Source organism: Phytopseudomonas seleniipraecipitans (assembly GCF_900102335.1).
In the GTDB taxonomy this organism is placed as follows: domain Bacteria; phylum Pseudomonadota; class Gammaproteobacteria; order Pseudomonadales; family Pseudomonadaceae; genus Aquipseudomonas; species Aquipseudomonas seleniipraecipitans.
Genome location: NZ_FNBM01000009.1, coordinates 132,854 through 156,169 on the forward strand (window position 1 = coordinate 132,854; position 23,316 = coordinate 156,169).

The following is a 23,316-nucleotide window of genomic DNA, read 5'->3' on the forward strand; positions in this document are numbered from 1 at the left end:
CACCGGGCGAGCCCGGTGATTGTCGGGGACTTAAGCCAGTACGGCTTTCGCTTTCTCGACAATCGCAGCAAACGCCGCTTTTTCGTTCACTGCCAGATCAGCCAGAACCTTACGGTCGATTTCGATCGACGCTTTTTTCAGGCCAGCGATCAGGCGGCTGTAGGACAGACCGTTGACGCGAGCACCAGCGTTGATACGAGCGATCCACAGAGCGCGGAACTGACGTTTTTTCTGACGACGGTCACGGTAGGCATATTGACCAGCCTTGATGACAGCCTGCTTGGCAACACGGAATACGCGCGAACGTGCACCGTAGTAGCCTTTAGCGAGTTTCAGAATTTTTTTGTGACGAGCACGAGCGATAACGCCACGTTTAACACGAGCCATGAGCTATTTCCTCTATCTTGACCGAGATTAACGAACGCGCAGCATGCGCGCGACCTTTGCAACGTCAGACGGATGCACCATGGTGCTACCGCGCAGGTGACGCTTACGTTTGGTCGACATCTTGGTCAGGATGTGGCTCTTGAAAGCGTGTTTGTGCTTGAAGCCGGTGGCGGTTTTCAGGAAACGCTTAGCCGCACCGCTTTTGGTTTTCATCTTTGGCATGTTCGGATACTCCGCATTCAGTTGATATAGATAACCATAAGGCCTGCCGTGCCCTGGAGGTTACTTCTTGCGTTTGGGAGCGATGACCATCATCAGTTGGCGTCCTTCCATCTTAGGATGCTGTTCGACGGTACCGTATTCAATCAGGTCAGCCTCAACCCGCTTCAACAGTTCCATACCCAGCTCCTGGTGGGCCATCTCACGACCACGGAATCTCAGAGAGATCTTGGCCTTGTCCCCTTCCATCAGGAAACGTACCAGGTTGCGCAGTTTTACCTGGTAATCCCCATCTTCCGTCCCTGGACGAAACTTGATTTCTTTAATCTGCTGCTGGTGCTGGTTCTTCTTGGCGATCGCAGCCTGCTTCTTCTTCTCGAAGAGGTGTTTGCCGTAATCCATGATTCGGCAAACGGGCGGCAGTGCGTCCGCAGAAATCTCTACTAGGTCCAGCTTCGCGTCTTCGGCAACTTTAAGCGCGTCTTCAATCGAGAGGATGCCAAGCTGCTCGCCCTCTGCGCCAATTAACCGAACCTCGCGCGCCGAGATATTCTCGTTGATCGGCGCCTTCGGGGCAGCTCGTTTATCTTGTCTCATATCACGCTTAATAATAATTACTCCAAATCTTGGCGACCGCGCCGGGAAACCGCTTGTGCGAGCAACTCATTGAATTGGGCGACGGGCATGGAGCCCAGGTCAGCACCTTCACGGGTACGCACAGCGACAGTTTGCGTCTCTACTTCACGATCCCCGATGACCAAAAGATAGGGGACCTTGAGCAAAGTATGCTCGCGGATTTTAAAGCCTATCTTCTCGTTCCTCAAGTCGGACTTGGCACGAAAACCGCTTTGAGTGAGTGATTTTTCCACTTCAAGGGCAAAATCGGCCTGCTTGTCGGTGATATTCATCACCACCGCCTGCGTCGGAGCCAGCCAAGCGGGGAACGCACCCTCGTAGTGTTCGATCAGAATACCGATGAAGCGCTCGAACGATCCGAGGATTGCGCGGTGCAGCATGACCGGGACTTTGCGGCTGTTGTCTTCGGAAACGTAACTGGCTTCCAGGCGCTGCGGCATGTTCGGGTCGTACTGCAGGGTACCGCACTGCCAGGAACGGCCGAGGCAGTCGAGCAGCGTGAATTCAATCTTCGGACCATAGAACGCACCCTCGCCCGGCAGGTATTCCCACGGCAGGCCGGCATCGTTGAGCGCATCGGCCAAGGCTTTTTCGGCACGATCCCAGAAGGCGTCATCGCCTACACGCTTGGGCGGACGGGTGGACAGCTTCATCTTGATGTCGCTGAAACCGAAGTCCGAATAGACCTGCAGAGTCAGCTTGATGAAGTCGGCCGCTTCCTTCTTCACCTGCTCTTCGGTGCAGAAGATATGCGCGTCGTCCTGGGTGAAGCCGCGCACGCGCATGATGCCGTGCAGCGCACCGGACGCCTCGTTGCGGTGGCAGGAGCCGAACTCGGCCAGACGCAGCGGCAGTTCGCGGTAGCTCTTCAGGCCCTGGTTGAATATCTGCACGTGGCACGGGCAGTTCATCGGCTTGATGGCGTAGTCGCGGCTTTCCGACTCGGTGGTGAACATGTTGTCGGCGTAGTTGCCCCAGTGTCCGGACTTCTCCCACAGCACACGGTCGACGACCTGCGGGGTACGGACCTCCTGGTAGCCATTTTCGCGCTGCACGCCGCGCATGTATTGCTCGAGTACCTGGTAGATGGTCCAGCCATTGGGGTGCCAGAACACCATGCCCGGCGCTTCTTCCTGGGTATGGAACAGGTCGAGGCGCTTGCCGATCTTGCGGTGGTCGCGCTTCTCGGCTTCCTCGATGCGCTGGATGTAAGCTGCCAGCTGCTTCTTGTCAGCCCAGGCCGTGCCGTAGATGCGCTGCAGCTGCTCGTTCTTGGCATCGCCACGCCAGTAGGCACCGGACAGCTTGGTCAGCTTGAATGCCTTGAGAAAGCGCGTGTTGGGCACGTGCGGGCCGCGGCACATGTCCACGTATTCTTCGTGGTAATACAGGCCCATAGCCTGCTCGTTCGGCATATCCTCAACCAGACGCAGCTTGTAATCCTCGCTGCGGAACGTGAACACATCGATGACTTCGGCGCGCGGCGTCACTTTCTTGATGACGTCGTAGTCCTTATCGATCAGCGCTTTCATGCGCGCTTCGATGGCGGCGACGTCATCGGGCGTGAAGGGCCGCTCGTAGGCGATGTCGTAGTAGAAGCCATCGTCGATCACCGGGCCGATGACCATGCGCGCAGTCGGATACAGCTGCTTGACCGCATGACCGATCAGGTGAGCGCAGGAGTGGCGAATGATTTCCACGCCCTCCTCGTCCTTGGGCGTGATGATCTGCAGGGTCGCATCGGCTTCGATGAGGTCACAGGCGTCGACGAGACGACCGTTGACCTTACCGGCAACGGTGGCTTTCGCCAGACCAGCACCAATGGATTGCGCCACCTCGAGTACGGATACCGGGTGATCGAATGAACGCTGACTGCCGTCGGGAAGAGTAATGGTGGGCATGGCGCCTCCTCTCCTAGTGGTGACCTCTACCAAAGGCCACATGGGTTGGGATGAGCCAGTAAGCGATCCGGTGGCGTATCTGCCATACAGAGGCAGGAGCCGTGAGGCCCGACCGAGAACGAACCGCAATCACTGGAAGATGCGAAACGGTGGATGCTTTCAGAATCATGACCGCCTGACAAGACGGGCAAAAAAAATGGCCGCCGAGGCGACCATTTAAAAATTTGGTAGGCACAATTGGATTCGAACCAACGACCCCCACCATGTCAAGGTGGTGCTCTAACCAACTGAGCTATGTGCCTGCTGTGGGTGCGCATTCTACGGAGCCGCGCTAAAGAGTCAATACCCTTTTTCGCTAACTGACTAAAAAAATTGAGTTTTTTAGGTTTGCGGTCGGTAGCCGCCATGCCCTCGCCGTCGTAACTCTTATTCATGGGTATCGCTTCGCTCAACCCAGGCCACGATGATGCGCGTCGCCTCGTAGGGTGGAAAACGCCCTTCTTTTCCACCATAGCGGCGATTGCAAGTGGAGCTGGGATGACGGAAGCGGCGTGAGTGATCTTTCCCTACGCTGCGCGTGGGAATGCATTCCGGGACGCTCTGCGTCCCCGCGGGCAGGGAAGCGGGCCCGGAGCGCCCAAACCCAGCACCCACGCTTGAGCGCGGGTGCGATCAATCAACCTGGCGAGTGGATGAAAGAGCGTCAACTATGCGCCCGATCCACGTTAAAGCAGACAGGTCGGCGTAGGGGAATTGCATACAAAAACGGCGCTCAATGAGCGCCGTCTTGCTTTGCCAGATGGGTTACTGAACCGGGCACGCAATCGGCGCAGTGCACTGGCTAGATGCCTCACCCTGCTTACCGGCAACGGCAAAACGCTTGTCATCTGGTGCCAGGCGCTGCGCGCATTGGCGCGAGCTAGCGGCTTCGCTCTTGCAGCCACGCTCGTCCTGCACCTGGGAGAGATTGAACCAGCCGGCCGCGAAATCCGGCTGGCGGTTGACGCTTTCCCTAAACGCCGCTTCGGCGCCGCGTAAATCTCCACCGGCGTAACGGCTGTTGGCCAGGGCAAACCAGCCTACGGCCTGTTCAGGCCAGCGCTGGGTCGCTGTGCGATAGGCATGCTGGGCGACATCCTTGCGGCCGACTTCTTCCAGATCCGCAGCGGCCTTGAGCCACACGGTTGGTTCAGCCGTGGCAGGCAGTTTGTCGGCGGGCATGGTCAGCACGGCCCAGCGATTGCCGCGCGCCCAGGTCTTGTCGAACGCAGCGAAATCCACCGTCCAGCGGCGGCTGGTACCGGAACGCAAAATCAGCGTCTGCTCGCGACGGTCATAGCCCACCAGCACTGCGAAGTGCCATTGCGGGTACCAGTCGAAAGCGAGGTTCTGCAGCACCAGCACGGGGTTGCCTGCGGCCACTTCGGCGAGCAGAGCGTCGAGCTTGGGCTTGAGCGGGTAGACAAGAAGGTCATGGGAGCGGGCAGCGGCAACCATTTCCACCTGCAGGCTGCCCTCACGGCCGGGGATATACACCTGGCCCTGCAGGAAACCGGGGGTAGTCAGCACACCGCGCTGGTTGAGCATGGTCGCCAATGCAGCCGGCCCACACTGGTAGGCGGTCTGCGGAAAGAAAGGAACACTACTCAGCTCGACCCGCTCAGGCAGACGCTCGGCCTCCGGCGAAAGCACCGGAGACCGTGCGCATGCACTGAGCAGAACGATCAGAAGTGAAGCGAGAAGCGGTTTTAGCGATTTATGCATTTGACGAAACTGAACAGGTTTGTGGCGCAGAGCATATCGGTGATGATGAAGATCACCAAGAACAACACGATGATGCCTACGACACCCGCACCGGCCGGCGCTTCGGACAGCTGCGCGTTGAATTGCGACAGTTCGGCGCTGGTCAGGTTGTTGATGCGATTTTCCACCTGATCACGCTCTACACCCATGGAGACCAGCTTTTCCTTGACCTGCTGATCATCGAGCATCGACAGCAGTTGCTGACGGTCGACCTGCTGTTGCTGCTCGGTGAGCACTTCACCCGTACCGATCATCGCGGCGTTGGCTAGTGGAACCTGGGCAATCATCAGGACATGGAACACTGCCAACATGGCAGCCAGACGACGGAAGAACGGGGACTTGGTCATTTTGGTATCTCCTTGTTGTTAACCATCATCCTAGACCCGCCTGGCAAACAGCCAGTTCCACCTATATCAGCGCCCATGACTGAAAGCGCTGGAGCCCTCGTCGCCTCGGCTTTTGCGGCACGCTTCGAGCAGCCGCTGGCGACTCGAATTGCGCCGCAAAAATGCGTTATCTGGCAAGCGCCTCAAGACGCCTCGCCGAGCTGACTGCTGAGGTAGTCGAGAAAACAGGTGATGCGTGAGGTAAGCGCGGTATTGCGATAGTAAACGGCGTGTATCGGTTGGCGGACCTCCACGGTGTGCTCGGTGAGTACCTGCACCAGATCACCGCGGGCACGATCAAGGTGGGTCATGAAATCCGCCAGGCAAACAATTCCGGCGCCGCCAAGGGCCAGTTGACGAAGGGTTTCCCCACTTGAGGCCTGCAGGCTCGGCTCAATAGTGAAGGCGTCACCCTGCGGGTTTCGCAACGGCCACTGATTGAGGCTCTCCGGTTGGGTAAAGCCGAGGAGATTATGGCCGGCCAGCGCCTCGACGCTGGCCGGCACTCCGTGCACCTGCAGGTAAGCCGGGCTGGCCAAAACCCGTAGGGGATTGCTGCCAAGCGGCCGAGCGTGCAGGGTCGAGTCGCGCAGCGGGCCGATACGGATCGCCACGTCGGTGCGCTGCTCGATCAAGTCGATGATTTCATCGCTGCTGTGCAGCTCCAGCTGGATATTCGGGTAACGCTCGCGAAAGCCATTCACCAGCGGCACCACGCCATGCAACATGAAAGGCGCAGCGGCGTTGACGCGCAACCGCCCGGCCGGCGTCTGCCGACGTACGCGCATTTGCTCTTCTGCCTCTTCGACGCTATCGAGGATACGCCGCGCCTGGGCGAGAAAGGCATGGCCCTCTTCGGTCAGATCCAAGCGCCTGGTGGTGCGCTGCAAGAGTGTCACGTCGAGCTTTTCTTCCAGGCGACTGAGAGCGCGACTGATGCCCGAAGCGGTCTGCCCCAACTGCTGCGCGGCGGCGCTTATGGAGCCGCTGGCGACCACAGTACTGAAGGCGAGAAGTTCGTCGAGGGTAGTTTTCATGGCGGTATTCGTGAGTGCGACGCAAATATGTTCTGCATGAAACGCGGTTTTTGCGCATAAGTCCACGGTACATACTGGCTCACCAATCCAGCGCAACAACCCCGCCACAGCGCTGTCAGCTACAGACAGTCCATTTGACAGGAGCCCCTCATGCAGCAGATTCCCGCCCTAGGCCTCGGCACGTTCCGCCTCAAGGATCAACAGGTCATCGACTCGGTCCGCAATGGTCTCGAACTGGGCTATCGGCATATCGATACCGCCCAGATCTACGGCAATGAGGCCGAAGTCGGCCAGGCCATCGCAGAAAGCGGCGTACCGCGTAGCGAGCTGTTCGTCACCACCAAGGTCTGGACCGACAACCTCGGCTCCGACAAGCTGATCCCCAGCCTGAAGGAAAGCCTGCGCAAACTGCACCTCGGCCAGGTCGACCTGACCCTGATTCATTGGCCGTCGCCCAACGACGAGATTCAGGTGGCCGAATACATGGCCGCATTGATGGAAGCCAAGGCCGCCGGCCTGACCGACAAGATTGGCGTATCGAACTTCACCAACGCCCACCTGCAACAAGCCATGGAAGTGGTCGGTGCCGACCAGATCGCCACCCATCAGGTGGAAATCCACCCATTCCTGCAGAACCGCAAGGTCGTTGAGTTCGCTCAGGAGCACGGTATCCATCTGACCGCCTACATGCCGCTGGCTTACGGCAAGGTCATCAGCGACACGGTGATTCAAGGCATCGCCGCCGGCCACGCCGCCAACCCGGCACAGGTCGCCTTGGCCTGGGCGCTGCAGCAAGGCTTTGCGGTAATCCCGTCATCGACCAAGCGCGCCAACCTGGAAAGCAACCTCGGCGCCTTGAACCTGACACTCAGCGAGCAGGACATGGCCTCCATTGCCAAGCTGGAGCGCGGCGAGCGCCTGGCCAACCCAGGGTTCGCTCCCAAGTGGGATTAAGCACGGACTAAAAGTCCACCTTACCCCTACCCGCCTTGATCGCCCCGCGCTTGGTCTTGCCTTCCAGCCGACGCTTCTTCGAGCCAAGCGTCGGTTTGGTCGGGCGTCGGGCCTTTTCAGTTTTGCCTGCCGAACGGATCAGTTCCGCCAGACGCTCCAGCGCGTCGGCGCGGTTCTGCTCTTGGGTTCGATATTGCTGCGCCTTGATGATCACTACGCCACCCGCTGTGATGCGGCTGTCGCGCATGGCCAGCAGGCGTTCTTTGTAAAAAGGCGGCAACGATGACGCCTGGCTGTCGAAGCGCAGGTGCATGGCACTCGACACCTTGTTGACGTTCTGCCCGCCCGCGCCCTGAGCACGAATGGCGGTGAGTTCGACCTCGTCGTCGGGCAAATGAATGCTGTTGGAGATGACCAGCATGGGGCGCCTTGCTTGCTGTGGGCGTGCAGGATAGCCCATGGCGACGCCCGCACAGCTGAAACCTTTGCTTGAAATTTGCTTCTACGAACGGCCAAGCGCTCGAGTAACTTAAGCGACCGCCCCACTCCACTCGCGAGAACTCCATGGATTCGATTACCCAAGCCGTACTTGGCGCCAGTATCCAGGGCGCCCTGCTGGGGCGCTGGCAGGGGCGCAAGGCGCTGCTGTACGGCGCCATGCTAGGCACCTTGCCAGATCTGGATGTGGTCATCGATTACGGCGACTCGGTCGCGGCCATGACGTATCACCGAGGCTTCAGCCACTCACTGTTCGTGCTTAGCGGCCTGGCTCTGCTGCTGACCTGGTTGATACGACAGTGGCGACCCAATCCTGATTATTCGGCGCGACGATTGTTCCTGGCGATCTGGCTGGTATTGATCACTCACCCGCTGCTCGACGCCTTCACCAGCTACGGCACTCAGTTGCTTTGGCCGTTCGCGCCAACGCCGGCAGCCTGGTCGAGCATCTTCATCATCGACCCGATCTACAGCCTGCCGCTGCTGGGCGCGGTGATCTACGGCCTGATCAGGGGTTTGCAGGACAAAGCCAACCCGGTGGTCAACTGGGCGCTGGCGTTCTCCACCCTTTATTTGGCCTCCACGCTAGGCGGCAAGTACATGGCCGAGCAGCGGGTGAAAACCGAGCTGGCGAGTCAGGGCATCGAAGCGAAAGGCATCTCCAGCTCACCCACACCGTTCAATACGCTGCTGTGGCGGGTCATCGTGATCGAGGGCGAGGACTACCACGAAACTCTGGTCGGCTGGTTCGACAGTGCGCCGCCAGTGCTGGAACGCATACCGCGTGGTGCAGCGTTAAGCGAGGCACTGTCCGATTCGCCGGCCCATCAACGGCTGAAGTGGTTTACCAATGACGTGCTTCGCTATGACCGCCTTGGCGCTCACCTGGTGGTGACCGATATTCGCCTCGGCATGACCGGTTTTCACCCGTTCCGCTTCGATTTCGCTCATTGGCAGAATGATGTCTGGAAAGTGCAACCGTTTATCGAACGCTGGCCAGCAGAGCGCGGCGATATGCAGCGCCTGACATTACTCTGGCAGCGCATCTGGCAACCTGCGACGCCCGTACCGCTGGCCTTGTGGGCCAGCGAATTGAACCAGTATCCGCAAGGTAAAAGCGCCCCGCCCGACGTCGATCTGGCTCCAGGCCATAAAGCTGCCAGCTCGGCAACTGAGAAGAGCAATCCGGCGTTATAGCGCGTGGCCCGTTGACCGCAGCGATATCCGGGCATTCGTCCCTGGGTATCGCAGGGCTCAGCCCAGGCTATAGGAGCGTGTTCATTCAGGAAGTGATGACGCCGTTTACATCAAGGTCGGACGATGAAACGCCCCGCGCGCAACGAAGAACGTAGCCCGGGTTGAGCGAAGCGATACCCGGGGTAAACACCCCGGATACCGCCGCCACTCAGGTTCGGAACTGCCGTACCAGCCCCTGCAATTCGACACCCAGCCGCGCCAGCTCAGCGCTTGAGGCGGCGGTCTGATGGCTGGCGCTGGCGCTCTGCTCACCAATGTCGCGTACACGAGTGACACTTTCGCTGATGGTTTCCGCTACGGTGCTCTGCTCTTCCGCAGCAGCAGCGATCTGGTGATTCATCTGTTCGATGGTGCTCACCGCCTGGGTGATACGCCCCAGCGCATCGCCCGCTTCGCCCGCAAGACTCACGGTGCGCTGAGTCAACGCACGGCTGCCTTCCATCTGGGTCGCGGCGCCGCCGGCCAGGCGCTGCAAATTGGCGATGAGGCTTTCGATTTCCTGAGTGGAATCATGGGTACGCCGCGCCAAGGCGCGTACTTCGTCAGCGACCACCGCAAAGCCGCGGCCCTGATCGCCAGCACGGGCCGCTTCGATGGCAGCGTTGAGCGCCAGCAGGTTGGTCTGCTCGGCCACTGCGCGGATCACTTCGAGCACGCTACCGATGCGCCCACTCTCCTGATTCAGCTCCTGCATGGCTTCGGCCGATTGTTCGACCTCTTCAGCCAACTTGCCGATCTGGCTGATGGCCTGCTGCACCACCAGGTTGCCCTGCTGCGCTTCACGGTCGGCATCGGCGGCAGCCAACGAAGCCTGCTCGGCGTTTTGCGCCACTTCCTGCACGGTCGCTGCCATCTGGTGCATGGCGGTGGCGGTCTGCTCGGTTTCTTCTTTCTGGGTCTGCACGCCAGCGCTGGTTTGCGCAGTAATGGCGGAAAGCTGCTCGGCTGCCGCGGCAATCTGCCCGACGCCGCCGCTGATCCGCCCAACCAGATCGCGCAGGCTGCGGGTCATGCCCTGCATGGCTTCGAGCAGTTGGCCGAGTTCGTCATGACGATCCTGCGGCAGGTCCTGGCTCAGGTCACCCTCGGCGATACGACGGGCGAACGCCACGGTCTGACGCAGCGGTGCGACGATGGAGCGGCTGATACTCACCGCTGCGAACAGCCCAATCAGCACAGCCGCTATGCCCATGCTGCCGAGCAGCAACATGGCGCTGCGGCTGTCGTCGCCCATGCTTTGTTCTTCGACATTTTTGGCCTGCTCAGCCAGCGCCAGGACCTGATCGGCCTGCTGCAACATGGCCGCATCGCTGGCCTTGCTCTGCTCATAGACCTGCTGGAAGTTGGTGAAAGCCTGCTGGTAGCTGGCGAGCGCCACCAGAGCGGCTTCGATAGCGCGCTTCTGATCATCACTGAGCCACACCATCAGGCCGTTGGCCGATGACTGCAGGTCGTAGCTGACCATGTTCCAGTCTTCCAGCGCCGTGGGCGAACCGTCGATGATGAACTGGCTTTCATGGCTGCGCAGTTCGAGCATGCGTTTGCTGAGGTTGGAGGCGGTTTCCGCCAGAGTCAGCGGGTCGCTGCCACGCAGCTGGTCACCGGCCAAGCGCAGTTCGCGCACCGCGTCATACATGTCCAGCTCGATCATTTCGAACTGGCTGCGCGCTTCTTGCGCGGCCTCGTCCATCTGCATGCGGGATTCGTTGGCGCGCGCTCGCTGTTGCACGCTGGCGTCGAACTGCTGCAGATAGTCGGCAGCAGCGGTATCCATGGCCTGAAGATGCTCACGCTCGGTCGGCGTAGCGCGGGCGATTTGCTCCGCCAGCTCCGCACGCACCATGGCGAGCCGGTCGCGCATGCGTTGCGCGTCGGCCTCACTGTGGCTGATGGCGTAATCGCGCTCCATACGCCTGGCCCCCAGCACCTGCTCATTGATGGTCGAAAGCCCCAGTGACTGGGCGTGCCCCTTCATTACCGCCTGCACGGCAACGAAACCAGCGCCGGTTACGGCGACGGTCAGTAAAAGCACAAGGCCAAAACCCACTAGAAGTTTCTTGCCTACGGAAAGATCGACGAACAGTCGAGTGGCAGAATGCAACATCCAAGCGGCTCCATTATTTTTGTGTTCGCAGTGCAGTCGCTCAGTTTTGAACGGTGCAAGTCATGGTTTCAGATAGTTAGTCGGCTGATTGGCACAAAGCCTTAGCGAAAAAATCTCGGCCACGCGACAGTAACTGGCCACTATACCGGCAGCGTTTCAATGCGTTTTTGCTGTAGCGCAAGAAAAGGCCAGCGCGCCTCGTGCAGGCCATCAGTTGGCGCGAATACCACCCGCAGCATTGCACTGCGGGCGTGTTGAACGTGGCGGTTTACCGAGCGAGCTGACGCTGGCGCAACTGGAAGCAACCCCAAATGAACAGCAGCCAGAACGGGATGGCGATCACCGACATGCGAATGCCCGGAATGAACAGCATCAGAGCAAGGATGAACAACACGAACCCCAGGCACAGGTAGTTGGCGAAGGGGAACCAGAAGGCCTTGAACGACGGCTCGACGCCCTTGGCCTGCATGGCCTTGCGGAATTTGATATGGGCCAGGCTGATCATCGCCCAGTTGATCACCAGCGCGGCGACCACCAGGGACATCAGCAGCTCCAGCGCGCTCTTCGGCACCAGGTAGTTGACCACCACACAGATCAGCGTGAAAGCCGCCGAGAAGAAAATAGCCAGCACCGGCACACCGCGCTTGTCGACCTTGAGCAGCGACTTGGGCGCATTGCCCTTCTCGGCCAAGCCATAAAGCATGCGGCTGTTGCAGTACACGCCGCTGTTGTAGACCGACAACGCCGCAGTGAGCACCACGAAGTTGAGGATGTGCGCAGCGGTGTCACTGCCGATCAGCGAAAAAATCTGCACGAAGGGGCTGCTGCCATAGGAGTCACCGCCGGCGGTCAGGGTCGCCACCAGGTCGTCCCACGGATGCAGCGACAGCAGCACGGTCAGCGCGCCGACGTAGAAGATCAGGATGCGGTAAACCACCTGATTGATCGCCTTGGGGATCACCGTTTTCGGTTGGTCAGCTTCGGCCGCAGTAATGCCCACCAGCTCCAGGCCGCCGAAGGAGAACATGATGATGGCCATCACCATCACCAGCCCCGAGATACCGTTGGGGAAGAAGCCGCCGTGGCTCCACAAGTTACTCACCGATGCCTGCTCGCCACCTGCGCCGCTGAACAGCAGGTAGCAGCCGAGCAGGATCATGCCCATGATCGCCACCACCTTGATGATCGAGAACCAGAACTCGGCCTCGCCGAATACCCGCACATTGGTCAGGTTGATGGCGTTGATGACTAGGAAGAACACCGCGGCGGTGGCCCAGGTCGGTACCTCCGGCCACCAGTACTGCACATACTTGCCCACTGCGGTGAGTTCGGCCATGCCGACCAGCACGTACAACACCCAGTAGTTCCAGCCCGAGAGAAACCCCGCGAACGGCCCCCAATAGGCGTGTGCAAAGTGGCTGAAGGAACCGGCTACCGGCTCTTCGACGATCATTTCGCCAAGCTGGCGCATGATCAGGAAGGCGATGAAGCCGCCAATGGCATAGCCAAGAATCATCGATGGCCCGGCCGACGCCATAACTCCGGCCGAGCCGAGGAACAGGCCGGTACCGATGGCGCCACCCAGGGCGATCAACTGAATATGGCGATTCTTCAGGCCGCGCTTGAGCGGGCCTGTCTGGAGCATTTCGCTTGGCATCTGTCACCTGTGGGTGATCGACCGTGACAGGATCGAACCCGCCCGGCTCATGGCCTGGCGGAATGGCTAAGGGCTTGTCTCGCGGATTACTGCGCGTCGGGCTGGGCGTCCGGTGCTGCTTGGCGGAACGCCTCGATCGCCTCACAACGCGCGGCCAGCGCAAGGATGCGAGGGTACGCATCGAGGTCACAGTCGAAACGGCGCGCATTGTACACCTGTGGGATCAAACAGGCTTCCAGATAGCCGGGCCGCTTGCCAAGGGAGAATGTTTCACCGTACGCCGCCAAACCTTGCTCCACCGCAGCCAGGCCCTCGGTGACCCAATGCCGGTACCAGGCGTTTTTCTGCTGCTCGGAGACGCCCAGCTCGCCACCGAGATACTGCAGCACCCGCAGGTTGTTGAGCGGGTGCACTTCGCAGGCGATGTGCAGCGCCAGGGCGCGCACCGCCGCACGCTGCAGGGGATCGTCGGGAAGAATCGCCGGGACCGGAAAAATCTCGTCGAGGTATTCGAGAATCGCCAGGGACTGCGCGATGGTGACGCCACCGTTTTCCTCATCCACCAGCAACGGCACCAGGCCTTGAGGGTTCAGGGCTTGGTACGCATCGCCATGTTGCTCGCCGCCACCACGCACCAGATGCACCGGAATCTGCTGATAGGCGAGCCCCTTAAGATTCAGCGCAATGCGCACCCGGTAGGCGGCGCTGGAGCGCCAGTAGCCGTATAACGTCAACACGGTGACCTCCCTATTCATCGGAACCCGCCCCAAGGCGAATCAAGCGGCCGACGCCGAGTACGCGGCAAAGCAGCTATCGCTTAGCAACGAGGGCGACGCTTCTACGCCAACGACTGACATCTTCAGGCGCCCCGCGCCCCGTAGGAGCCCCGACCTCGGGGCGAATCGTGTAACAAACGTGGATTTTTCAGCAAGCCAGCGATCGCTTCGCGCCGAGGGCGACGTACTTACAGTCTAGGGATAGCGCTCCACCTGCTGGTCGATGGCGCCAAATATGCTCGCTCCGGCTGCATCGAACATCTCGATGCGCACTCGGTCGCCGAACTTCAGGAACGGTGTTTTCGCCTCACCCTGTTCAAGCACCTCAAGCATGCGTTTTTCGGCCAGACAGCTGGAGCCTGCGCTGCGGTCGTAGTTGGAGACGGTGCCGGAGCCGATGATGGTGCCGCTGCCCAGAGGGCGGGTGCGCGCGGCATGGGCAACCAGCGTGGGGAAGTCGAAGGTCATGTCGGTGCCGGCGTCGGGCTGGCCGAACAGCTGACCATTGATGTGCGACACCAAGGGCCGGTGCAGGCGCCCCTCCCTCCAGCTCTCACCCAGTTCGTCCGGGGTAACGGCTACCGGTGAGAAACTTGATGACGGCTTGCTCTGATAGAAGCCAAAGCCCTTCGCCAACTCGCCGGGAATCAGGTTGCGCAGCGACACGTCGTTGACCAGCAGCAGCAACTGGATATGCCCGAGCGCCTGAGCCGGCGTCGCACCCATCGGAACGTCGTCGGTAATCACCGCCAGCTCGGCTTCCAGGTCGATGCCCCAGGCTTCGTCACCCAGGCGGATCGGCGCATGGGGCGGGATGAAGGCGTCTGCACCGCCCTGGTACATCAACGGCTCGTGCCAGAACGACTCAGGCATTTCCGCGCCACGGGCCTTGCGCACCAGCTCCACGTGATTGACGTAGGCGCTGCCGTCGGCCCAATGATAGGCACGCGGCAACGGGCTGTGGCAGGCGCCCTGGTCGAAATCGAAGGCGCCAGTCTCTAGGCCGTCATTCAGGCGCTGGTAAACCGATTCCAATTGGGGCCGCTTGCTCGCCCAGTCATCCAGGGCGGCCTGCAGCGTTTGGGCAATCTGCGGCACACGCACGGCGCGCGACAGATCGCGGGAAACCACCACCAGCACGCCATCGCGGCCCTGGTTCAGGGATGCAAGTTTCATCAGGACTCCTTGCCCGGCGCGCGCCAGGAATTCACATATTCGGCGACGTCCACCGCAGCGGCGGCGTCAGCCACTTCCAGCGCGCGGCGGGTGTCGATCATCACCGCCACTTCATCGGTGAACGTGGCGGGATCTATCTGCGCCTTTTTCAACGCCTTGGGGTGCGGGCCATGGGGGAAGCCGCAGGGATGCAGGGTGACCATCCCCGCTTCGATGTTGTCGCGGCTGAAGAAATTGCCGCGGTGATAGAACAGCACTTCGTCGTAATCATCGTTGTTGTGGAAAAACGGCACCTTCAGCGCGCCGGGATCGGACTCCACCGGTCGCGGCGTGAAGGTGCAGACCACGAAGCCGTTGGCGACGAAGGTGGTATGTACCGAGGGCGGCAAGTGGTAGCGATGGCTCGCCAAGGGGCGAATATCGCGCCAGTTGAGGCGCACTACGGTGTTATCACCGTGCCAGCCGACCACGTCCAGCGGGTTGTAGGGGTAGGTCACCGTGCTGATCTGGTTGCGCCGCTTGATGCGGATCTGCCAGCTTCGCTCGTCCTGCTGGGCCTTGAAGGCGTCATCGATGTGCGGGTGCTCGAGCATCGCCGGGTCGAAGATCGCCTGGGGGCCGAGCAGGCCTTTGTCCGGTAACTGATAGGCACCGTCAGTGTTCTCGATCAGCAGGAAATGGCTGGGCGCTGTCGGCTCGATACGCCAGGCAGTGCCGCGGGGGATCACCAGGTAATCGCCATCGCGGTATTCGAGGTGGCCGAAATCGCAATAGAAGTGCCCTGCACCGTCATGCACGAAGAGCAGCTCGTCACCGTCACTGTTGCGCACCAAGTGCGTCATGGCACCTGCGGTCTTCCACACGCGCAGCCGGATGTCAGCGTTGTGCAGGGTCACCGGCGCCTGCAGCGGGCAGTCGTGCTCGCTGGGAATTTGGTTGAAGTTGAAGGCATGGGGCCGCAGCGGGCCCTGCCAGTCCACCCAACCAGTCGGCGGATGCTTGTGGTGCAGATGAGTGACGGGGCCGAAGAAACCTTCGCGGCCCATCTCCCGCTCATAGGTCTCGGCCGGCAAGTCACAGTGAGCCTGACGCGAGTGCTCGCCTTCACGCAGGGGAAAGCTGATCCATTTGCGGCTCATGGCGCTACTCCTCGCTGATCACACCGCGACGCACCTGGTCCTCTTCGATGGATTCGAACAGGGCCTTGAAATTGCCTTCGCCAAATCCTTGGTTGCCCTTGCGCTGGATGATCTCGAAGAAGATCGGGCCAATCACCGTGTTGGTGAATATCTGCAGCAGAATGCCGTCGTCGCCCAGCGCTCCGTCAATCAACAGACTCAGGTCACGCAGCACGTCCAACGGCTCACCATGCCCGGCCACGCGCTGGTCGACCTTCTCGTAGTAGGTATCCGGCGTGCTCATGAAGACCACGCCGTTGGCCTGCAGCTTGCGCACGGTGGCATAGATGTCATCGGTGGACAGCGCGATGTGCTGGATACCCTCGCCGTGGTACTCGCGGATGAATTCCTCGATCTGCGATTTGTCATCCGCCGACTCGTTGATCGGAATGCGGATCTTGCCGCACGGCGCGGTCATGGCCCGAGAAACCAGGCCGGTGAGCTTGCCTTCGATATCGAAATAGCGAATCTCGCGGAAGCCGGCGATGCGCTCGTAGAAACCGGACCACACATCCATCTGCCCACGCTTCACGTTGTGGGTGAGGTGGTCGATCATCTGCAGGCCGACCGCGTTGTCATCCGCGCCACGACCCTCGATGAACTCGAAATCCACGTCATAAATGCTCTGTGTGCCACGCTCACTGGCGTAACGGTCGACCAGATACAGCAGCGAGCCGCCAATACCTTCGACGCAGGGAATGTTCAGCTCACCGAAATTCGCGTGGCTACCCACCAGCGTGGCGCCCTGCTCCTCAACATAAGCGGCCGCCTGAGCGGCATTGCGCACCCGGAAGGCCATGGCGCACGCGCTCGGCCCGTGCTTCTTGGCGAAGGCATGCACGTGGCCGGTCGGGCTGCCATTGAGGACGAAATTGATGCCGTGCTGCTGGAACAGCCACACCTGTTTGCTGCGGTGCTTGGCCGTTTCGGTGAAGCCCATGGCCGTGAACAGCTGGCGCAATTGCCCGATGCCTTCAGGGGTGGGAGCAGTAAATTCCACGAACTCGAAACCGTCGGTTCCGATGGGGTTGTGTTGCTCGATTTTCGCCACGGCATTCATGGGGGTGTCCTCGTTGTCGTTATGGCTTCATGACAATCGAGGCGAGCAAGCGCGGCAAGGGTTATAGGGTGACTCTGGCAGAGAGTGGCGCGACCCGTTGGCAAAGGTTCGATACAGATGCCTGCAATCGCTTGATTTTCCGCCAGCAGACCTCGGCGAACCCCGCATTATCGTAAATCTTTCTTTACATAGCGGTCGATTTTGATTCCGTCACGATGACAGGCAGATATGCCCAAACGCTGCCAGAATGACTGTCATCTTGCCGATACATTACACAGAGGCCGCAATGAGCAGTGAAACGCCCTCCGAACCCGAAAGCCCGAGCGCGGCCTTTGACCTCGCTCCCGATAGCGACGAAGAACGCCTGGCCAAGCTGGAGAAAGCCAACCGCTTCAATCGCATACTGATTTTCGCGCTGGCGTTGCTGCTGTTTATCGTGCTGTCGAGCCTGGCGACATCCGCAGTGGTGAAGATGCTTGCCGACGAGCCGCCACCCTTTGATCCTGCAGCCTTCGCGGCGCTGCAGCAGCGTGCCGATATGCTGGAAAAGGAGCTAACCGCTGTCAAAGAGGACCAAAAGCGCCAGGACGTTTTGCTGAAACTGGCCGCAGCCCCACCGCCAGCGCCCGCCCCGGTCGCGGCGACACCTGCAGCACCGCCATCGCAGGATGTTGCCGCCTTGAAGCTCATGGGCCGCACCTTGCTGGGTCAGGAGCAAAGCTTTCAGCAGAGCCTGCAAGCATTGAAGAACGGTATGCGCGATCTGGCCGACATGATTCCCGGCTCACGCAGCTGGCTGTCGGATTACAACGAAGAACTCGACAAGGCCGTCAATGCCAGCGTGCAACGCACCAAGGCGATCCAGCAATGGGGTAGCAAACTGCCGCGTGAGTAGAGATTGCTTTTGGTAGCACAGCGTGGAGCGTAGCGATACCCAGGGACGATCCTGGGTATCGCTACGCTCCACCACAGGCTACGGGATGCTGTATCACCACGAATATGCGGTAAGCCCATAATCGTTTCGCGCCGAGGGCGACGTTCCTACAAGAGCTGCGCGCGCGCCGCAGACAACTCAAACCTATAGGAGCCCCGACCCCGAGGCGAATCGTCCGGCCAACACGGATATTGCGATATGGCCGCAACCCCATCGCCAGCAAGCGTGCTCCCATGCGGTGCCGGGCGAACACCGGCCTAGTGCTGCAAGTTGCCGTAGAGCTTGGCGTACAGGCCGCCGTCGGCGATCAGTTGGCGGTGGTCGCCATCTTCGGCGACGCTGCCACCATCGAATACCAGCACCCGATCCGCCTGCTTCACCGCACTCAGACGGTGGGCGATGATCAAGGTGGTGCGGCCGTTGAGGAACTGCGCCAGCGCTTCGTGCAGGGCGTATTCCGTAGCCGCGTCGAGTGCCGAGGTGGCTTCGTCGAGGATCACCACCTTGGGTTCGGCCAATACCATGCGTGCAATGGCCAGCCGCTGGCGCTGCCCGCCCGACAAACGCACGCCCGAGCGGCCAACCACGGTGTCCAGACCCTGCGGCAACTGGCGGATGGTCTGCGCCAGCTGTGCGATGGTCAGCGCCTGCCAGCAGGCTTCGTCGCTGCGCTCACGGCCCATGCAGAGGTTGGCGCGTACCGTATCGTTGAACAGCGCCGGGTGCTGGAGCACCACCGCCACGTGCTCGCGGATCGCCGGCAGGCCGATTTCTTCCTGGCTGCTGCCGCCAAAGCGAATGACGCCGGACTGTGGCGTGTACAAGCCCAGCAGCAGCTGCACCAGGGTGCTTTTGCCGCCGCCGCTGGCGCCGACGATGGCCACCTTTTCGCCGGGCGAGATGGACAGGTTGAGGCCGGCCAGCACCGGTTCTTCACCGTAGGAGAAACTCAGGTCGCGGATGTCGATGCCAACCGTTTCGCGCCCCTTGAACGGGTCGGCGCCACCGACGTAGTCCGGCTCGTCACGACGGCCGAGCAGTTCGTTGATACGGGTCAGCGCGCCACCGGCGGCGTAGAAGGCGTATTGCAGGCTGAGCAGCTGCTCCACCGGGCCGATCATGAACCACAGGTAGCTGAATACCGCGAGCATCTGCCCGATGGACAGGTCGGAGAACAGTACGGTGAGCATCGCCGCGGCGCGGAACACATCGATGCCGAACTGAAACAGCAGGCCGCTGGCGCGATTCGAGGCGTCGGTCTTCCATTGCGAGGCCACGGCGTAGTCACGCACTTCGCGGGCACGCCCACCGAGGCGGCCGAGAAAGTAGCCCTGGCGGTTGCCGGCGCGCACTTCCTGGATCGAATCCAGGGTCTCGGTCAGCGCCTGGGTAAAACGCGAAGTGCTGTCATTTTCGAGTTTCTTCAGGTGTTTGACGCGCTTGCCCAGCTGCACCGTTGCGTAGATCACCAGCGGATTGAACAGCAGGATCAGCAGCGCCAGCTTCCAGTGCATCCACAGCAGAATCCCCGAGGTGCCGGCCAGGGTCAGCACCCCGACCAGGAAACGGCTGAGGGTTTCGCCGATGAATTTATCCAGGGTGTCGAGATCAGTGACCAAGTGGGTGGTGACTGTGCCGCCGCCGAGGCTTTCGTACTCGGCGAGGGAAATGCGCTTGAGGCGCTCGATCAGGCGGATGCGAATGCGGTAGACGATATCCTTGGAGAGCCGCGCGAACAGCCGCGCCTGCACCACGTTGAAGATCAGCGCGCCGCCGCGCAGCATGAAGGTCAGCGCCAGCATCAGCAGTATGTAGCCGACCGCGCTTTGCCAGGCTTCGGGCAGGAAATTGTCCATCACCTGCAAGGCGGCGTTGCCGTCGCCCAGCAGCACCTCATCCACCAGCAGCGGCAACAGCAACGGGATCGGCACACTGCACAGGGTTGCCAGCACGGCGACCAGGTTGGCGATGATCAATGCTCGCTTGTGGCGCAAGGCCAGGCGACGGATTTCCGCCCAGCTCAGGCGATCAACCATCAATGGCATGCTCCAGCCAGCGCGCGAGCAGTGGCGACAACGCCTCCAGGGGCTGATAGCCGTTGGTGAGCAACGCCAGCCGCCCGTTTTTCTCCGCCAGCAAGGTTGGGAAGCCCGCGATACCAAGGTCCTGCGTCCAGCTGAAATCCGCGGCAGTGGCCCGGTGCTGTTCTTCACTGTCGAAGGCTTCGGCGAACTCGATGCGCGGAATGCCGACTTCCTCGGCCAGCCTCACCAGCGTCGGCGCATGGGTCACGTCCGCGCCTTCTTGGTAAAAGGCCTGCTGAATACGTTGCGCCATGAGCGGGGCGCTCTGCGCATCGAGGCTACGCACGGTGACCACCGCGCGGCACGCCGCTTCGGTGTCGTAGCGCATGCCTTCGGGCAGCCCGGCGTCGAAATTGAAGAGTTTCCCGGTAGTGGCGTTGACCGCCTGCCAATAGCCCAGATAGCGCACCCGCGCGGCGGCGTCGATGGCCACCTGATCACGGCGCAGCCCACCAAGCACCAACTCCATCGGCACGCCGCGCTCAGCCGCCTGTGCCGCGAGTGCTTCGACCACCGGCGCAAAGCCCCAGCACCAGGAACACATCGGGTCCATCACATAAAGCAGGCGCGCATGCATCCTCAGGCCTCGTGTTTCTGACGGGGGTTATTGCCCAGAGGATGGGGCTGATTGCGTGCTTTGGCCAGTTCGATCTGACGCTGGCGCTCGCGGGCACCTTCACGGGTTTTCTCCGGCAGCGAATCCCAGCAATGCGGGCAGCTCACGCCTGGAGTGAAATATTCGGAGGCGCGATCCTCAACCGAGATTGGCGTTCGGCAGGCGTGGCACTGGTCGTAGTCACCTTCGCTGAGGTCATGGCGCACGGTCACGCGGTTGTCGAACACGAAGCAGTCGCCCTGCCACTTGGTTTCTTCCTGCGGTACGTCTTCGAGGTATTTGAGGATGCCGCCCTTGAGGTGATAGACCTCTTCGAACCCCTCATTGAGCATGTAGCTGGAGGCCTTTTCGCAGCGGATGCCGCCGGTGCAGAACATTGCCACCTTCTTGTGCTTGCTCGGATCGAAGTGCTCGCGAATGTAATCCGGAAACTCGCGAAACGACTTGGTCTGCGGGTCGATGGCGCCCTCGAAGGTGCCGATGGACACTTCGTAATCGTTACGGGTGTCGATCAGCAGCACCTCGGGATCGCTGATCAGCGCGTTCCAGTCCTTCGGCTCCACGTAAGTGCCGACACGCTGGTTCGGATCAACGCCCGGCACGCCCAGGGTGACGATTTCCTTCTTCAGCTTGACCTTGGTGCGGTAGAACGGTTGCTCGGCGCAGTAGGACTCCTTGTGGTCCACATCGGCCAGGCGCGGGTTCTGAGCGAACCAGGCGAACAGCCCATCGATGCCGGCGCGGCTGCCGGAAACGGTACCGTTGATGCCTTCCTCGGCGAGCAGCAGCGTGCCCTTGATGTCGTTAGCCAGCAGGGTGTCGAGCAGGGGTTGGCGCAGCGCTTCGTAGTCCGGCAGGGAAACGAATTTGTAGAGCGCCGCCACGACGATGTTATCGGTCATGTCACTGTCCTTCAGTAGTCGCCCTCGCAAAGGGCGGACTGGGAATTGAATAAAACCGTTTCGCCAATACACCGCGGTGCGCGATGGCACTCCGAGCCATGGCGCGAGGGGTACTGGAGAAATGGGCCGTGCAGTTTACTGGTGTTGGCCGCCAAGGTGTAGGGGACAGAGCTGGAACGCTGACTGCCGAGGACGGTCGAGAGAGAAGCGCGGCGATTTCCGGCCGCGATGATCACAGAGGAGCAGCCCATGAAAGCCGTCGTCGTCCGCACACCCGGAGGCCTCGACAAGCTCGAGGTGACTGACATCGCCGATCCCGGCCAGCCGCAGCCAGGCCAAATCCGTGTGGCCCTGCACGCCAGCTCGCTGAACTTCCACGACCTGCTGGTAGCCAACGGCAGCAGCACTGCGGCTGACGGCCGGGTGCTGATGGCCGATGGTGCCGGTGTAGTCGAAGCCATAGGCGAAGGCGTCAGTGAGTTTCAAGTCGGTGATCACGTGGTATCGACCTTCTTCCCGCACTGGGAAAACGGCGAAGCCCTTACCTTGGCGAGCAATTTCGCCGGCACGCCGGGCGATGGCATCGATGGCTTCGCCACCCAGTTCGCGGTGCGTGCTGCCACTGCCTTTACTCATGCGCCGCTCGGCTGGAGCCACGCCGAGGCGGCGACTATCACCACCGCGGGGCTGACTGCCTGGCGCGCGTTGGTCGTCGATGGCGGGCTGAAAGCCGGTGACAGCGTGCTGATTCTGGGCAGCGGCGGTGTTTCGATCGCCGCCCTGCAGATCGCCAGGATGATGGGCGCATCGGTGATTGCCACCTCCTCGTCCGATGAAAAACTCGAACGCCTGCGCAAGCTCGGCGCTGATCACACCATCAACTATCGACAAACGCCGGACTGGGGCAAACGAGTACTGGAGCTGACCGACGGGCGCGGCGTGGATCAGGTCGTTGAAGTGGGCGGGCCTGGCACTCTGGCGCAGTCGATCACTGCCGTGCGGGTGGGCGGCCACATTGCGCTGATCGGTGTATTGACCGGCCGCCAGGGCGACGTGCCGACATCGGTATTGATGGCCAAGCAGGTGCGCCTACAGGGATTGATCGTCGGCAGCCGGCGTCACCAGCAGGATTATGTGCGAGCGCTGGAACAGTCCGGCGTGCGGCCAGTGATTGATCGCAGTTTCACCCTGGAAAACCTGGCATATGCGTTCCGCCTTCAAGAGAGCGGCGGCCATTTCGGCAAGATCGTCGTTGAATGGTGAGCGGCGATCCAACGTAGCCCGGGTTGAGCAACGCGATACCCGGTGTGGGTTTAACTGCGGCTATCGCCGTTAGACGGCTTGGTGGGTCGATAACGCGTGACCCACCCTACGGGGATTGCGAGTGGCCGACATTCAGTGGTCGTGCTTGCTACCGCCGCGACACGTTGGCGACTCGGGAGCGATGCCCTGAGCAGCCCACTCCTGCGGGGTATAGGTGTGCAGCGCTAGCGCATGGATCTGGCTCATAACGTCGCCGAGCGCGCCATACACCTTCTGGTGGCGTTTGACGGCGTTCAGGCCCTCGAACTGCGGGCTGACAATCACGGCCTTGTAATGGGTTTCCAGACCGCGGCTGTGCATATGGCTCTCGTCCTGCACATCGAGGTGCTCGGGATGCAGGGCGGCAAAGGCAGACTGGAGGTGTTCGCGTTTCGACATCGGTGGCTCCACGGGGTGAACCGTGACCGGCGATATGCCGGTCACGGCAG

Annotated in this window: 22 protein-coding genes and 1 tRNA gene; 4 read left to right on the forward strand and 19 right to left on the reverse strand. The window is 61.0% G+C overall.

Going from position 1 to position 23,316, the window contains the following annotated elements; all coding sequences use genetic code 11:
- Positions 1-30: 30 nt before the first annotated feature.
- The 8 genes from rplT to BLS60_RS17825 form a co-directional block, all read right to left on the reverse strand.
- Positions 31-387: a 50S ribosomal protein L20 gene (gene rplT, locus BLS60_RS17790; RefSeq protein WP_003461224.1), complete on the reverse strand. Its 357-nt coding sequence runs from the start codon at positions 385-387 to the stop codon at positions 31-33.
- 27 nt (positions 388-414) lie between these two features.
- A complete protein-coding gene (gene rpmI, locus BLS60_RS17795) occupies positions 415-609 on the reverse strand; it encodes a 50S ribosomal protein L35 (RefSeq protein ID WP_042552869.1) in 195 nt (64 codons plus the stop codon).
- 60 nt (positions 610-669) lie between these two features.
- Complete coding sequence (infC, locus tag BLS60_RS17800) at positions 670-1,221, reverse strand: translation initiation factor IF-3 (protein ID WP_172138267.1); 552 nt, start codon at positions 1,219-1,221, stop codon at positions 670-672.
- A complete protein-coding gene (thrS, locus tag BLS60_RS17805; RefSeq protein ID WP_092370711.1) occupies positions 1,221-3,143 on the reverse strand; it encodes a threonine--tRNA ligase in 1,923 nt (640 codons plus the stop codon). Before thrS ends, infC begins: the two co-directional genes overlap by 1 nt.
- Positions 3,144-3,368: 225 nt before the next feature.
- Positions 3,369-3,445: transfer RNA gene (locus tag BLS60_RS17810), tRNA-Val, on the reverse strand.
- 502 nt (positions 3,446-3,947) lie between these two features.
- Positions 3,948-4,907 carry a PA2778 family cysteine peptidase gene (locus BLS60_RS17815; RefSeq protein ID WP_092370714.1) on the reverse strand — a complete coding sequence of 320 codons (960 nt, stop codon included), beginning with the start codon at positions 4,905-4,907 and terminating at the stop codon, positions 3,948-3,950.
- A complete protein-coding gene (locus BLS60_RS17820; protein ID WP_092370717.1) occupies positions 4,892-5,293 on the reverse strand; it encodes a PA2779 family protein in 402 nt (133 codons plus the stop codon). The genes BLS60_RS17815 and BLS60_RS17820 overlap by 16 nt, the downstream gene beginning before the upstream one ends.
- A 182-nt stretch (positions 5,294-5,475) precedes the next feature.
- The gene (locus BLS60_RS17825) at positions 5,476-6,369 is read right to left on the reverse strand and encodes a LysR family transcriptional regulator (RefSeq protein ID WP_092370720.1); all 894 of its coding nucleotides are present in this window, start codon (positions 6,367-6,369) and stop codon (positions 5,476-5,478) included.
- Positions 6,370-6,519: 150 nt separating this feature from the next.
- Here BLS60_RS17825 and dkgB point away from each other — a divergent pair, with 150 nt between their 5' ends.
- On the forward strand, positions 6,520-7,323 hold the full coding sequence (gene dkgB, locus BLS60_RS17830) for a 2,5-didehydrogluconate reductase DkgB (RefSeq protein WP_092370722.1): 804 nt from the start codon (positions 6,520-6,522) through the stop codon (positions 7,321-7,323).
- A gap of 7 nt (positions 7,324-7,330) precedes the next feature.
- Here dkgB and arfB read toward each other — a convergent pair whose 3' ends face one another.
- A complete protein-coding gene (gene arfB / locus BLS60_RS17835; protein ID WP_092370725.1) occupies positions 7,331-7,744 on the reverse strand; it encodes an alternative ribosome rescue aminoacyl-tRNA hydrolase ArfB in 414 nt (137 codons plus the stop codon).
- A gap of 143 nt (positions 7,745-7,887) precedes the next feature.
- On the opposite strand from arfB, the gene BLS60_RS17840 reads away from it, so the two are divergent.
- Positions 7,888-9,018: a metal-dependent hydrolase gene (locus BLS60_RS17840; protein WP_092370728.1), complete on the forward strand. Its 1,131-nt coding sequence runs from the start codon at positions 7,888-7,890 to the stop codon at positions 9,016-9,018.
- 208 nt (positions 9,019-9,226) lie between these two features.
- On the opposite strand, the gene BLS60_RS22005 is transcribed toward BLS60_RS17840, so the two are convergent.
- The 6 genes from BLS60_RS22005 to hppD form a co-directional block, all read right to left on the reverse strand.
- The gene (locus tag BLS60_RS22005; RefSeq protein ID WP_092370731.1) at positions 9,227-11,182 is read right to left on the reverse strand and encodes a methyl-accepting chemotaxis protein; all 1,956 of its coding nucleotides are present in this window, start codon (positions 11,180-11,182) and stop codon (positions 9,227-9,229) included.
- Positions 11,183-11,450: 268 nt separating this feature from the next.
- Positions 11,451-12,839, reverse strand: a complete 1,389-nt coding sequence (locus tag BLS60_RS17850; protein ID WP_092370734.1) for an amino acid permease — start codon at positions 12,837-12,839, stop codon at positions 11,451-11,453.
- A gap of 86 nt (positions 12,840-12,925) precedes the next feature.
- The gene (maiA, locus tag BLS60_RS17855) at positions 12,926-13,576 is read right to left on the reverse strand and encodes a maleylacetoacetate isomerase (RefSeq protein ID WP_092370737.1); all 651 of its coding nucleotides are present in this window, start codon (positions 13,574-13,576) and stop codon (positions 12,926-12,928) included.
- Between the two features lie 234 nt (positions 13,577-13,810).
- On the reverse strand, positions 13,811-14,791 hold the full coding sequence (locus tag BLS60_RS17865; protein ID WP_092370744.1) for a fumarylacetoacetate hydrolase family protein: 981 nt from the start codon (positions 14,789-14,791) through the stop codon (positions 13,811-13,813).
- Positions 14,791-15,930 (reverse strand): homogentisate 1,2-dioxygenase, encoded by a 1,140-nt coding sequence (locus tag BLS60_RS17870; protein ID WP_092370747.1) that lies wholly within the window; start codon positions 15,928-15,930, stop codon positions 14,791-14,793. Before BLS60_RS17870 ends, BLS60_RS17865 begins: the two co-directional genes overlap by 1 nt.
- Before the next feature lie 4 nt (positions 15,931-15,934).
- Complete coding sequence (gene hppD, locus BLS60_RS17875; RefSeq protein ID WP_092370750.1) at positions 15,935-17,029, reverse strand: 4-hydroxyphenylpyruvate dioxygenase; 1,095 nt, start codon at positions 17,027-17,029, stop codon at positions 15,935-15,937.
- 286 nt (positions 17,030-17,315) lie between these two features.
- On the opposite strand from hppD, the gene BLS60_RS17880 reads away from it, so the two are divergent.
- Positions 17,316-17,924: a hypothetical protein gene (locus BLS60_RS17880; RefSeq protein ID WP_092370753.1), complete on the forward strand. Its 609-nt coding sequence runs from the start codon at positions 17,316-17,318 to the stop codon at positions 17,922-17,924.
- Between the two features lie 296 nt (positions 17,925-18,220).
- Here the strand turns inward: BLS60_RS17880 and BLS60_RS17885 are convergent, their stop codons facing one another.
- Genes BLS60_RS17885 through trhO form a run of 3 tightly spaced genes read right to left on the reverse strand, consistent with a single transcriptional unit; the run spans position 18,221 to position 21,565 of the window.
- Positions 18,221-19,999: an ABC transporter ATP-binding protein gene (locus BLS60_RS17885; RefSeq protein WP_070883516.1), complete on the reverse strand. Its 1,779-nt coding sequence runs from the start codon at positions 19,997-19,999 to the stop codon at positions 18,221-18,223.
- Positions 19,992-20,624: a DsbA family protein gene (locus BLS60_RS17890; RefSeq protein WP_092370756.1), complete on the reverse strand. Its 633-nt coding sequence runs from the start codon at positions 20,622-20,624 to the stop codon at positions 19,992-19,994. The genes BLS60_RS17885 and BLS60_RS17890 overlap by 8 nt, the downstream gene beginning before the upstream one ends.
- 2 nt (positions 20,625-20,626) lie before the next feature.
- Positions 20,627-21,565 (reverse strand): oxygen-dependent tRNA uridine(34) hydroxylase TrhO, encoded by a 939-nt coding sequence (gene trhO, locus BLS60_RS17895; RefSeq protein WP_092370759.1) that lies wholly within the window; start codon positions 21,563-21,565, stop codon positions 20,627-20,629.
- A 249-nt stretch (positions 21,566-21,814) separates the two neighbouring features.
- Here trhO and BLS60_RS17900 point away from each other — a divergent pair, with 249 nt between their 5' ends.
- Positions 21,815-22,828 carry a zinc-dependent alcohol dehydrogenase family protein gene (locus BLS60_RS17900; protein ID WP_092370762.1) on the forward strand — a complete coding sequence of 338 codons (1,014 nt, stop codon included), beginning with the start codon at positions 21,815-21,817 and terminating at the stop codon, positions 22,826-22,828.
- 132 nt (positions 22,829-22,960) lie between these two features.
- On the opposite strand, the gene BLS60_RS17905 is transcribed toward BLS60_RS17900, so the two are convergent.
- Entirely contained in the window at positions 22,961-23,266 is a 306-nt protein-coding gene (locus BLS60_RS17905; protein WP_092370765.1) for a BolA family protein, read from the reverse strand.
- Positions 23,267-23,316: the final 50 nt, after the last annotated feature.